General features: G+C 30.7%; 9 protein-coding genes and 1 rRNA gene. 5 read left to right on the top strand and 5 right to left on the bottom strand.

Annotated elements, in window-relative coordinates:
* The 4 genes from rrf to I4U89_RS10110 all read left to right on the top strand — a co-directional run.
* Positions 1 to 109 (top strand): 5S ribosomal RNA (gene rrf, locus I4U89_RS10125); the annotation flags it as partial.
* Positions 110 to 773: 664 nt separating this feature from the next.
* Positions 774 to 2,753: an excinuclease ABC subunit UvrB gene (gene uvrB, locus I4U89_RS10120; RefSeq protein WP_207744167.1), complete on the top strand. Its 1,980-nt coding sequence runs from the start codon at positions 774 to 776 to the stop codon at positions 2,751 to 2,753.
* Positions 2,743 to 5,568 carry an excinuclease ABC subunit UvrA gene (gene uvrA, locus I4U89_RS10115; RefSeq protein WP_195940248.1) on the top strand — a complete coding sequence of 942 codons (2,826 nt, stop codon included), beginning with the start codon at positions 2,743 to 2,745 and terminating at the stop codon, positions 5,566 to 5,568. The genes uvrB and uvrA overlap by 11 nt, the downstream gene beginning before the upstream one ends.
* 234 nt (positions 5,569 to 5,802) lie before the next feature.
* Positions 5,803 to 7,332, top strand: coding sequence for a YfcC family protein (locus I4U89_RS10110; protein WP_195940247.1), 1,530 nt, complete (start codon positions 5,803 to 5,805; stop codon positions 7,330 to 7,332).
* A 181-nt stretch (positions 7,333 to 7,513) separates the two neighbouring features.
* Here I4U89_RS10110 and I4U89_RS10105 read toward each other — a convergent pair whose 3' ends face one another.
* The 5 genes from I4U89_RS10105 to I4U89_RS10085 all read right to left on the bottom strand — a co-directional run bounded on the left by I4U89_RS10105 (position 7,514) and on the right by I4U89_RS10085 (position 11,941).
* Positions 7,514 to 8,470: an ABC transporter ATP-binding protein gene (locus I4U89_RS10105; protein WP_195940246.1), complete on the bottom strand. Its 957-nt coding sequence runs from the start codon at positions 8,468 to 8,470 to the stop codon at positions 7,514 to 7,516.
* A complete protein-coding gene (locus I4U89_RS10100; RefSeq protein ID WP_195940245.1) occupies positions 8,463 to 9,488 on the bottom strand; it encodes an ABC transporter ATP-binding protein in 1,026 nt (341 codons plus the stop codon). The genes I4U89_RS10105 and I4U89_RS10100 overlap by 8 nt, the downstream gene beginning before the upstream one ends.
* Positions 9,489 to 9,509: 21 nt before the next feature.
* Positions 9,510 to 10,541, bottom strand: coding sequence for an oligopeptide ABC transporter permease (gene opp3C, locus I4U89_RS10095; protein ID WP_195238098.1), 1,032 nt, complete (start codon positions 10,539 to 10,541; stop codon positions 9,510 to 9,512).
* Between the two features lies 1 nt (position 10,542).
* The gene (locus I4U89_RS10090) at positions 10,543 to 11,484 is read right to left on the bottom strand and encodes an ABC transporter permease (RefSeq protein WP_195940244.1); all 942 of its coding nucleotides are present in this window, start codon (positions 11,482 to 11,484) and stop codon (positions 10,543 to 10,545) included.
* 94 nt (positions 11,485 to 11,578) lie between these two features.
* On the bottom strand, positions 11,579 to 11,941 hold the full coding sequence (locus I4U89_RS10085; RefSeq protein ID WP_195940243.1) for a DUF3899 domain-containing protein: 363 nt from the start codon (positions 11,939 to 11,941) through the stop codon (positions 11,579 to 11,581).
* A 215-nt stretch (positions 11,942 to 12,156) separates the two neighbouring features.
* Between I4U89_RS10085 and I4U89_RS10080 the strand changes: the two genes are divergently transcribed.
* Positions 12,157 to 13,809 carry an ABC transporter substrate-binding protein gene (locus I4U89_RS10080; RefSeq protein ID WP_195940242.1) on the top strand — a complete coding sequence of 551 codons (1,653 nt, stop codon included), beginning with the start codon at positions 12,157 to 12,159 and terminating at the stop codon, positions 13,807 to 13,809.
* Positions 13,810 to 13,888: the final 79 nt, after the last annotated feature.

Here is a 13,888-nt window from a genome sequence, read left to right as displayed (position 1 = left end):
TTATAGCAAAGAGGATACACCTGTTCCCATACCGAACACAGAAGTTAAGCTCTTTAGCGCTGATGGTACTTGGGGGGCGACCTCCTGGGAGAGTAAGACGTAGCCACGTAATCTTTTTTATTGATAAAGACACACAAAAATATAAAGAGAGATATGAATTAAATTCATATCTCTCTTTATTTATAACGAAATTATAAATGATGATTATTATAGTTGTAATTAAAAAATAGATTCAATAAAAATAGTAAATGATTTAAGATTTGGGATTTATAAGAGTAAATAAAGTCAATTATCTTACCCCCTTTTACTACATGAAAAATATTTATAAAAATATCTAAGTATTTTTGAATACTTTTTTGTAAGACAGGAGATAATTATAATGTAAAACTTAATATAAATAAATTACTCAATCTCCCCCATTTTAAAAAGGTCTCTATCCCCCATAGAGACCTTTATTTTTTTACAATATATAGTTAATTAAAGTATATTACATACACACTCCTTAACAATACCATAAATAGTTTAAATAAGCAGATTCAAATTAGCATCACTACTGTATAATTATTCATTTAATAAAAGTTAAATTTCATATCATTAAAAGACTTATATGTAAATAAGGTTGAAATCGTAGGATAGTGGGTAATATATAAAGAATATATTACGATAAATAGATAATTTATGTAAATTTTAATAAATAAAACACAAGATATATATAGATATATGTTATAATTAAATAGCAAGGAACGAATGTTCGTAAGAAAGGAGTGATATTGTTGGAATTTAAATTAAAATCGGAATTTAAGCCTACGGGAGATCAGCCTGAGGCTATAAAGTCTATTGTAGATGCTATAAATAACAATGAAAAGTTTTCTACTCTTCTAGGGGTAACGGGATCTGGTAAAACCTTTACTATGGCTAATATTATAAAAAACGTAAATAAGCCAACATTGATATTAGCTCATAATAAAACATTAGCAGCTCAATTATACAGTGAATTTAAAGAGTTTTTTCCAGAGAATGCAGTAGAATACTTTGTAAGTTACTATGATTACTATCAACCAGAAGCGTATGTAGCTCATAGTGATACATATATAGAAAAAGATGCAAGTATAAATGATGAAATAGATAAGCTTAGACACTCTGCAACAGCAGCAATATTAGAAAGAAAAGACGTTATAATAATTTCATCTGTATCATGTATATATGGATTAGGGGATCCAGAAGATTATAGACAACTTATGGTATCTCTAAGACCAGGAATGGAAAAAGATAGAGATGAAGTTATAAAAAGATTAATAGACATACAGTATGAAAGAAATGATATTAACTTTGTTAGGGGTACTTTTAGAGTTAGAGGAGATATTTTAGAAATATTCCCTGCAAGCAATGATGAAAAGGCTATAAGAATAGAATTTTTTGGTGATGAAATTGATAGAATAACAGAGATAGATTATGTTACAGGTAAAATGGTAGGGGTGAGAAATCATGTAGTAATATTTCCGGCATCTCACTATGTAACAACACCAGAAAGAATAGAAAAAGCTATAGTTGAAATAGAAAAAGAGCTTGAAGAAAGAATAAATGAATTTAAAGACAATGATAAATTACTAGAGGCTCAAAGAATTGACCAAAGAACTAGATATGATATAGAAATGTTAAAAGAAATAGGATTCTGCCAAGGTATAGAAAACTATTCAAGACATATAACAGGTAGAAAGCCAGGAGAGAAACCATATACATTAATGGATTTCTTCCCAGACGATTATTTAATAATAGTTGATGAGTCTCATGTTACAGTACCTCAAGTAAGAGGTATGTATGCTGGAGATAGATCTAGAAAAGGCTCACTTATAGATAATGGATTTAGATTACCATCGGCTTATGATAATAGGCCTTTAAATTTTGAAGAGTTTGAAGAAAATATTAATCAAATATTATTTGTAACTGCAACACCAGGACCATATGAGATACAACATTCAACAACTATAGCAGAGCAAATAATAAGACCAACAGGTTTACTTGATCCTATAATAGAAGTTAGACCTATAGACAATCAGATAGATAATTTAGTAGGTGAAATAAATAATGTAATTGAAAAGAATGAAAGAGTCTTAATAACAACTCTTACTAAGAAAATGAGTGAAGATTTAACCAACTACCTTAAAGAAATTGGTATAAAGGTTAAGTATTTGCATTCGGATATAGATACTCTTGAAAGAGTAGAGATTATAAGGGATCTAAGATTAGGTAAGTTTGATGTATTAGTTGGTATAAACCTACTTAGAGAAGGGTTGGATATTCCAGAAGTTTCTCTTGTAGCAATATTAGATGCAGATAAAGAAGGATTTTTGCGTTCTGAAACATCATTAATCCAAACCATAGGACGTGCGGCTAGAAACTCAGAAGGTAAGGTTATAATGTATGCAGATAAAATAACTAGATCTATGCAAAGTGCTATAGAAGAAACAAAAAGAAGAAGAGAAATACAATCATTATATAATAAAGAAAATAATATAACCCCTACAACTATTAAAAAGAGTATTAGAGATTCTATAGAAGCTACTAAAGTTGCTGATGAAGAGGTTATATACGGAGTTAAAGAAACTGATGATATAGATGAAATAAAAGCTAATATAGCTAAATTACAATCAGAGATGATGGAAGCAGCTCAAAATTTACAATTTGAAAGAGCGGCAGAGCTTAGGGATAAGGTAAAAGAATTAGAGGAAAGGATAGAAATTAATGGAAGATAAAATCATAATAAAAGGCGCAAAAGAGCATAACTTAAAAAATGTTAATATAGAACTTCCTAGAAATAAATTTATAGTATTTACTGGATTATCAGGATCTGGTAAATCTTCTTTAGCTTTTGATACTATATATGCAGAAGGTCAAAGAAGATACGTTGAGAGTTTGTCAGCTTATGCTAGACAATTCTTAGGTCAAATGGAAAAACCAAATGTAGAATATATAGAAGGATTATCACCAGCTATATCTATAGATCAAAAAACAACATCTAAAAATCCTCGTTCTACTGTGGGTACAGTAACAGAAATATATGATTATTTAAGATTATTATTTGCTAGAGTAGGAGAAGTACATTGTCCTACTTGTGGTAAATTAATTAGCCAAATGACAGTCCAAGAAATTGTTGATAAAATGATGGAATTTGAAGAAAGAACTAAACTTCAAATATTATCACCAGTAGTAAGAGGTCAAAAGGGAACTCATAAAAAGATACTAGAGAATATAAAAAAAGAAGGATTTGTCAGAGTTAGAGTTGACGGAGAAAACTATGAAGTTACAGATGATATAGAATTAAATAAAAATCAAAAACATAATATAGAAGTTGTAGTTGATAGAATAGTTATAAAAGATGGGATAGAGGCTAGACTAGCAGATTCAATAGAAACAGCTATAAAATTATCTGATGGTCTTGTTATTGCTCAAATAATAGGTGGAGATGAAATACTTTACTCAACTAAATTTGCTTGTCCAGAACATGGAGTAGGTATAGAAGAATTATCTCCAAGAATGTTCTCATTTAACAGTCCATTTGGAGCTTGCGATGCTTGTAATGGTTTAGGAGAAAGTAGAGAAGTAGACCCAGATTTAGTTATACCTAATAAAGATTTATCTATAAAACAAGGTGCAATAGCTGCTTGGGGTTCTGTAAGCACAAGTGATGATACATATTACAGTAAAATGGTTAGGAGTTTAGCAGAACACTTTAACGTATCACTTGATACACCATTTAAAGATTTGCCTGAAGACTTTGTTCAAGAATTACTTTATGGAAAAGATAATGTAATAGTTGAATTTATATTTGAGTCAAAGTTTGGAGGAAGAAGAGAATATAGAGCTCCATTTGAAGGAGTAATAGTTAATCTAGAAAGAAGATATAGAGAAACTAATTCAGAATACTCAAGAGAAAAAATAGAAGAATTTATGGCTGAAACTCCTTGTCCAAAATGTAAAGGAGCAAGACTTAAAAAAGAAGTATTATCAGTATTAGTAGATAATAAAAATATAATGGATGTAACTAACTTTTCGGTAAATGAGCTTATAGACTATATAGAAAATATCAATTTAAGTGAAAAGCAAAAGTTTATAGCAAATGAAATACTAAAAGAAATAAGAGGAAGAGCATCTTTCTTAAGAGATGTTGGATTAGACTACTTAAACCTATCAAGAAAAGCAGGAACTTTATCAGGGGGAGAAGCACAACGTATAAGACTTGCTACTCAAATAGGTTCAGCTTTAGTTGGAGTTTTATACGTACTAGACGAACCAAGTATAGGACTTCATCAAAGAGATAACGATAGATTGATAGGAACATTAAGACATCTTACAGATATAGGTAATACTCTTATAGTAGTAGAACATGATGAAGATACAATGAGAGAAAGTGATTATATAGTAGATATTGGTCCAGGAGCTGGAGTACATGGAGGTAATATAGTTGCTCAAGGGACATTAGATGAAATATTAGCAAATGAAGATTCTATAACAGGACAATATTTAAGCGGCAAAAAGCAAATTACTATACCAGAAGAGACTAGAGAAGGAAATGGTAAATACTTAGAAATAGTTAAAGCTACTGAAAATAACTTAAAAAATATAAATGTAAAGTTCCCTCTAGGTAAATTTACTTGTATAACAGGAGTTTCAGGTTCTGGGAAAAGTACATTAATCAATGATATACTTTACAAAGGAATAGCTGGAAAGATAAATAGATTAAGAGAAAGACCAGGAAAACATAAAGAAATAAAAGGAATAGAAAATATAGATAAAATAATAAATATAGACCAAAGTCCAATAGGAAGGACACCTCGTTCAAATCCAGCAACTTATACAGGTGTATTTGACATGATAAGAGATTTATTCGCATCAACTAATGAAGCTAAAGCTAGAGGATATCAAAAAGGCAGATTTAGTTTCAATGTAAAAGGTGGAAGATGTGAAGCTTGTAAAGGTGACGGTATTATAAAAATAGAGATGCACTTCTTACCAGATGTATATGTACCTTGTGAAGTATGTAAGGGTGAAAGATACAATAGAGAGACATTACAAGTTAAATACAAAGATAAGACAATAGCTGATGTATTAGACATGAATGTTGAGGAAGCTTTACAATTCTTTGAAAACATACCTAATATAAAAAGAAAACTAGAAACATTAATGGATGTTGGGCTTTCATATATAAAATTAGGACAACCATCTACACAATTATCGGGTGGAGAAGCTCAAAGAATAAAACTTGCTACAGAATTAAGTAAAAGACCAACAGGTAAAACTTTATATATATTAGATGAACCTACAACAGGACTTCATATGGCAGATGTAGACAAGTTAATACAAGTACTTCAAAGATTAGCAGACACAGGTAATTCAATAGTAGTTATAGAGCATAACTTAGATGTTATAAAAACTTGTGACTACATAATAGATTTAGGACCTGAAGGTGGAGATAAAGGTGGTCAAATAGTTGCCACAGGGACACCAAAAGAAGTATCTAAAGTTGAAGGTTCTTACACAGGTATGTTCTTAAAGAAATATTTTGAATAAATAAACGAAATGAACTCAGTGAATTTTAAGTAACAGACGTGGATGAGTGAATTCAAAAGAATATATAGTAATTTTAATAAAATTAATTATTTATTTAGCCAATATTGTAATTTTAATTGCAATATTGGCTAAAACTATATAAGCAATATTTAGAATTGTGGGAAATTTAACATATATGTAAAAATATGTTAAAATAATAAATGAGAAACTTAGACAAAAAAGGAGATGATTTATATGTCAGCAAAAAAGAAATCTAAATTCTCATTTCCAACAGCCTACACTGTAATACTTATAGTAATGCTATTAGTATTAGGGCTTACTTATGTAATACCTTCAGGAAAGTATTCAAAATTACTTTATGATGCTGAAGCAAACGTATTCGTAATAGAATCACCAACAGGTAAAGTATCAGAAAAAGAAGCAACTCAAAAAACACTGGATGAACTAGGGGTAAAAACTAATCTAAGTAAATTTACAGATGGTTCTATAAGTAAACCAGTGGCAATACCAGGGACTTATGAACAACTACCAAAAGAAAAACCAACAGTATTTAAAGCATTAACAACATTTTTAAATGCACCTATACAAGGCTTATATGATTCAATAGATATAATTGCTTTCGTTCTTGTAATAGGTGGTATAGTAGGAGTAATAAATAAAACAGGAGCATTTACAGCAGGTATAAGTGCTTTATCAAGAAATTTAAAAGGAAAAGAAGCTTGGTTAATAGTAATAATAACAGTAATAATAGGAATAGGTGGAACAAGCTTTGGATTAGCAGAAGAAACAATAGCATTTTATCCAATAGTAGTGCCGATATTCTTGGCAGCAGGATATGATGCATTAGTAGCAATTGCAGCAATATACCTTGGTTCTTGTATGGGAACAATGGCATCAACAGTAAATCCTTTCTCTACAGTTATAGCATCAAATACAGCAGGGATTGATTTTACAAGTGGAATGCCTTTAAGAATATTTATGTTAGTTGCAGGTCTTGCAGTATGTATATTCTACACAGTTAAATATGCAGAAAAAGTAAAAAAAGACCCAAGTCAATCATTAATATATTCACAAAAGAAAGAATTAGAAGATCACTTCCTAAAAGGTCATAATGAAGAAAATGTACCTGAGTTTACATGGGGAAGAAAATTAATGTTATTAATATTTGCATTATCATTTGTTGTAATGGTATATGGTGTAAAAGAATTAAAATGGTCATTTAAAGAAATGACATCATTATTCTTATTTGTAACATTCATACTAGCTATATTTGCAAAACTTAGTGAAAAAGAATTTGTTTCTGAATTTGTTGCAGGGGCAGCGGATTTACTAGGAGTTGCACTAATAATTGGTCTTGCGCGTGGTATCACTATAATAATGGATGGTGGTATGATAAGTGACACTATACTATATGGATTAAGTAATGTAGTATCAAATATGAGTGGTATAGTATTCTCAACAGTAATGTTCTTTGTTTATATATTACTAGGATTCTTTATATCTTCATCTTCAGGACTTGCAGTTTTATCAATGCCTATAATGGCACCTCTTGCAGATGTTGTTGGAGTAAACAGAGACGTAATAGTAAGTGCATATCAATTTGGACAAGGACTTATAAGTTTTATAACTCCTACAGGATTAATACTTGCATCGCTTGCTATGGTAAATGTAACTTATGATAAATGGCTAAAATTTGTAACGCCATTAATAATAATGATATCAGTACTTGCAATAGTAGTACTTGGTATAGGTGTAATTATATAGATTAATACTAAAGGAATGTTTTAAAATAATTTTTAGAATTTATTTTAAAACACTCCTTTTTAAAATAAATTCTAAAAATCAAATTTAGTAAAATAGTAGATTGTATAATATGAATTATATAGTTTAAAAACAGCAAAATGAGCTATCTACAAAGGAGATAGCTCTATATGAAAAAGAGGAATTAATTACTAGTACTTTCTTTTGCAGAAAGTTCTTTTTCGTAATCTGCTATTTCAGACTTTGATGCATATATAAAATGTCCAGGTCTTATTTCTACCCATTCAGGACTTTCAGTAGAATAGTCATGAATACTCGGATCGTATTTTATACGGACTCTGTTTTTCTCATAATCAGGGTCTGGTAAAGGTATAGCAGATAGTAAAGACTTAGTATAAGGATGAAGTGGATTTTCATACAATTCATCAGCAGTAGTAAGTTCAACTAACTTGCCTTTATGCATAACCCCTATTCTATCACTTATATATTTAACCATTGAAAGGTCATGAGCGATAAATAGATAAGTTAAGCCATTTTCTTTTTGAAGTTTTCTAAGTAAGTTAACAACTTGTGCTTGAATAGAAACATCTAGTGCAGATATAGGCTCATCCGCGATTATAAATTTAGGTTGTATAGCTAGAGCACGAGCAATACCTATACGTTGTCTTTGCCCACCAGAAAATTCATGAGGATATCTACTAGCGTGTTGTTCATTAAGTCCTACAGTTTTTAATAGCTCATAAACTTTATCTCTTCTTTCTTCTTTAGTTTTACATAGGCCATGTACATCTAAACCTTCGGCAATTATATCAGTAACAGTCATACGAGGATTTAGACAGGCCATAGGATCTTGGAATATCATTTGCATATTTTTATTTACATGATTTTTCTCATCTTTTTTTAATTTTTTAGAAGATATATTTTTTCCATCAAATTCTATTTCCCCACTGGTTGGATCATAAAGTCTTATTATAGCTCTACCAGTAGTAGATTTACCAGATCCAGACTCCCCAACCAAACCAAATGTTTCCCCTTCATATATTTCAAAAGAAACATCATCAACAGCTTTAACAGTAGTATTTCTATCTATTTTAAAGTGTTGCTTTAAGTTTTTAACTTTTAACAAAACTTTTTTACTCATCTGCTTTCACCTTCTTTCTACCTACGTTATCAGGTCTTTCAATCTTTGGAGCTAATGGATGTAATAGCCATGTAGCTGCATAGTGTGTATCACTAACTTTAAACATAGGGGGCTCAGCTAAGTGATCTATTTTAAGAGCATAATCGCTACGAAGAGCAAATGCATCTCCTTTAGGAGGGTGCATTAAATCTGGAGGAGTTCCAGGTATATTATATAAATCATTATCTCCTATATCTAAAGTCGGCATAGAGCCTAAAAGTCCCCATGTATACGGGTGCTGAGGATTATAGAATATATCGTTAGTTGTTCCATGCTCTATGATTTTACCAGCATACATAACTGCAACTCTATCAGCCATATTAGCAACAACTCCAAGGTCATGAGTTATAAAAATAAGGGCAGCCCCGGTTTTTTCCTGAAGATCTTTCATAAGCTCTAATATTTGAGCTTGTATAGTAACGTCTAATGCAGTTGTTGGTTCATCTGCTATTAGAACCTTAGGATTACAAGCTAAAGATATAGCTATTACTATACGTTGTCTCATACCACCAGAAAATTGATGAGGATATTGTTTAAACCTTTTTTCAGGCTCAGATATACCAACTAAATCTATAAGCTCTATAGCTTTACCCTTAGCTTCTTCTTTGCTAAGACCTTGGTGCTTAATAATACCTTCCATTATTTGTTTTCCTATAGTCATAGTAGGATTTAAAGAAGTCATAGGATCTTGGAATATCATTGCAATATCCTTACCTCTTAATTTCTCCATCTCAGGTTCGCTAAGTTTAGTTAAATCTTTACCGTTAAATAATATTTCACCATCTTTTATGTAACCATTTGCAGATAGTATTCTCATTATAGTTTTACAAGCAACAGATTTACCAGATCCAGACTCCCCAACTATAGCAAGTGTTTCACCTTTATGTAAGTCAAATGTAACTCCCCTAACAGCTTGAACTTCTCCACCATAGGTATTGAAACTGACGCACAGGTTTTTAACTTCTAATAATTTTTCCAATCAACTCATCTCCCTTACTAATTATTGATTACGCATTTTAGGGTCAACAGCATCTCTTAGACCATCAGCTAATAAATTAAGAGCAAATATCAAAGAACAAACTACTATTGATGGGATAAACATCATATATGGGTAGCTTTGTAATGATTTAAATCCTTCATTTATTAATACACCAAGTGATGCTTGAGGTGGTTGAAGACCTAACCCTATAAAACTTAAAAATGCTTCATAAAATATTGCTTGAGGTAGTGAGAACATGATCATTACCACAATAGGACCAATAACATTAGGGAAAAGATGCTTAAAAATAACTCTAAAATCAGAAGAACCTAAAGTTTTAGAAGCTAATACAAACTCTTGATTTTTAAGTCTAAGTACATGAGAACGAACAACTCTAGCCATACCAGTCCATCCAGATACGGCCATTGCTAGAGAAATTGATAATATACCTGGATTAAATACCATTATGAAAAGTGTAACAATAACCAACTGAGGAATACCTGTAATTATTTCTATTATACGTTGCATTACAAGGTCTACTTTCCCTCCATAGTAAGCAGATATACCACCATAAGCAACACCTATAAGTAAATCGAAAACAGCTGCTAAGACTGCTATGAATAAAGAAACCCTAGCACCAGTCCACGTACGAGTCCAGATATCACGTCCAAGTGCATCTGTACCAAATAAATAATTTTCCTTTATATTTTTTTCAGCATAAACGTCAACGCCATTTGAATCTTTACCATCCATTATACCTAAAGAAGATACTATAGGCATTTTAGGTGGAATCTTAACGTTTCTTATGTTTTGAGATTTATAATCATATTTAGAAAAAATAGGTGCGAATATAGCCATTAACACTATAGTAAAAAGTATTATTAATCCAACTACAGCCCCTTTATTTTTAAATAATCTTTTTCGAGCATCTTGCCAAAAAGTCAGACTTTCTCTAGTAATAGCTTCATTATCTCCTGACTGTATAGGAGTAGGCTCAAATAAATCCGCTGTTAACTCTACTTCTTGACCATCAATTATTACTTTATCAACCATTTTATTTACCTCCTGCCAAACGGATTCTTGGATCTATTACACCGTAAAGTATATCTACTATTAATATAACTGCTATGTAGAATGCACTATAAAGTATAGCAACCCCTGAAATTATGAATAAGTCATTTATAGATATAGCATTAACTAATAAGTCGCCTATACCAGGGACAGCAAAAACTTTTTCTACAACTAAAGAACCTGTAAGAAGTCCTGCAGCTAAAGGGCCTAATATAGTTATAACAGGAATTAATGCATTTCTAAGAGCATGTTTTAAGATAACTGTAGATTTTTTTAAACCTTTCGCTTTAGCAGTAATTATATAATCAGAGTTTAGAACTTCAACAAGTTCTGTTCTAGTAAAACGGGCAACATTTGATATTGTAAAAAATGAAAGTGCAATTGATGGAAGAATAGTCCAAACATATCTAAAATCTGAACCTAAAGGAACCCCCCAAGCTATAGGTAGTATTTTTAGTTTACTTGCAATATACAATTGGAGTGAAGCTGCAAATACAAACGATGGAACCGAAACTCCTATTACTGAAAGTATAGTACAAGTATAGTCCCAAATAGTATTTCTCTTAAGTGCAGCGACAATTCCAAGTACTAAACCTATGAAGGTACCTAAAACTAAAGATTGAGCACCTAACATAGCAGAAGGGCCTATACGACTGGCAATGATATCTTCAACTTTCTTATTAGATTGTTTAAATGAAATGCCAAGGTCACCTTTGAATACTCCTGTAAGATATCTTACATATTGAACTGGAACAGGGTCATCTAATCCATAAGTAGCTTCCAGTCTAGCAATTTGTTGAGGATTTAACTTTTGTTCATTAAATGGACTGCCTGGAAGAAGTCTTACCAAGAAAAATGTAACTGATATGACTATAAATAAAGTTATAAACATATATGCAATACGTTTTAATACATAGCGAAACATCGCTACCCCCCCTTTTTTTTTATATTTTTAATTAAAATCACTAGCTTTAAGTGATATAAAATCTAAGAATAATAATTAATTTAGTTTTATATAATTATGATATAAACAGAAAACTTATACCAATAGTAGTTGCTGATATTAGTAAACCAGATATTAATAAACTATTTGTAAGATAAAAGCTATTTTCTCTATTAACGTAGTCTTCAATTGTCATGTTAATATCTTCTGTTAATACACCTTTTCTTTTTTGGAATTCTTGACTTAATTTATTAAAAGAGAAAAGTGTTATATTAAAAAATCCTTTTTCCCAAACGAAACATAATAATCCGAAAAGGAAATAAAACATACCAACAATAAATGCACAATTTAGAAATGAATATGCACTAAATTTGTTGATAATTGAATATAATAAACTGATAATAGCATTAATTGCAAGAAGTTGAAAAGTATTTTTCATATTGGAACCGCCTTTCGAGCTTGTTTATTATTTTAATTGTAGTAGCATAATAAAGTATTTTCAAGTTAAAATTAATATTTTCATATAAAAAATTTTTTTTGATTAAAAAATCAGAAAATTTAAAAAAACAAATGATTTTTATTAAAATATGTTATACAATAAACTTTAAATATATGAGTTTATTTATAAATTGGATATAGGGGAGGATGTTTATTATGTTTTTAAAAAGAAAAATATCAGTATTAGCAACAATAGCATTAATAAGTTCAAGTTTACTTGTTGGATGCAGTAGCACAGGAGGTTCTAGTTCTAATGGTGGAGGAGAAGTTACTTCAGAAGAAGTTCTTGCAAATAAAAATGCAAGAAATGCTATAGCTATGGCTATAGATAAGCAAGCCTTATGTGATGTTATATTAAATAATGGATCAATTGCATCTGATACATTTACACCATCTAACTTAGCATTTGACAACGGAAAAGATTACGCAGAGTATACAAAAGGTAAAGGTGTAACTTATGATGAAGAAAAAGCTAAAGAAGCATGGGCAAAAGCTAAAGAAGAAGTTGGATTTGATACTGTTACACTTGAGTTATTAACTTTCGACCATGACTCAGGAAAAAGAACAGGTGAATTTATCCAAGCAGAATTATCTGATGCATTAGAAGGATTAAATGTAGAAGTTAAAAATCTTCCTTTCAAGCAAAAGTTAGCAGAGGAGACAGCTGGAAACTTTGACTTAGCTTACTCAGGATGGGGAGCTGACTATCCAGACCCATTAACGTTCCTACAAACAATGCAAACTGGAAACCAATTCTCTAAGCAAACTGGATATAATAGTGATGAATTTAATAAATTAGTAGATGAAGCTACAAAAGCAGAAACTACAACTGAAGCATATGAAAAATACGCACAAGCAGAAGAATTAATGTTATCTGATGGATTCTTAGCTCCAATTCAACAAAAAGGAAGAACTTATTTAGAGAAGCCTTATGTTTCAGGAATAATAAATTATTCTTGGGGAGCTGACTATGACTATAGATATGCAGATGTAGATAAACCAGAAAAAGTTCTTAATATAGATATAACTTCAGATATACCTACAATGGATCCAAGTAAAGCAACAGACGTTTCATCTTTCACAGTTATGAATAACACTATGGAAGGATTAACTAGAATAGATAAAGATGGTAAAGTTGAGCCAGGTGTGGCGCAGTCTTGGGAAGTTTCTGAAGATGGATTAACTTGGACTTTCAAGTTAAGAAAAGATTCTAAATGGTCAAATGGAGACCCTGTAACAGCTAAAGATTTTGAGTATTCTTGGAAAAGAACTTTAAACCCTGATACAGCATCTGAGTACGGATACATAATGAATGATATAGTAGGGGCAGCAGAAGCGGCTGATAAAGGTTCAGAAAATGTAGGAGTTAAAGCTGTTGATGATTATACATTAGAAGTTAAGTTAAACAGAAAAGTTTCTTACTTCCCTGAATTAGTATCATTCCAAGTATTCTTCCCACAAAATCAAAAATTTGTTGAAGCTCAGGGAGATAAATATGGTACTACAGCAGATACCCAAATATATAATGGGCCATTTACTTTAACAAATTGGAAAGTAGAAGACCAATATACTATGGAGAAAAATCCTAACTATTGGAATAAAGATATAATCAAATTAGATACTATAAATACTAAAGTAGTTAAAGAAACTAGTGCTTCAGTTAACTTATATGAAGATGGTCAAATAGATAGATGTCTATTAGATTCTGACTTTGTTGATAAATATAAAGATAGTAAGGAAGTTCACAACTACGGTCAAGCGTCTACATTCTTCTTACAAGTAAATGGTGGAAGAGGAGCTTCTAAATAAAATAAATTAAAAGCTTTATAATGTAACTTAAATACTTTATTAATAAATAATTTAAAAAATTTAAAAGTAAATATATTGA

Source organism: Romboutsia sp. 1001713B170131_170501_G6, assembly GCF_015668195.1.
Lineage (GTDB): Bacteria > Bacillota > Clostridia > Peptostreptococcales > Peptostreptococcaceae > Romboutsia_C.
The sequence above is the reverse complement of the archived record's forward strand: the minus strand, read 5'-3'. Positions and strand labels throughout refer to the sequence as shown.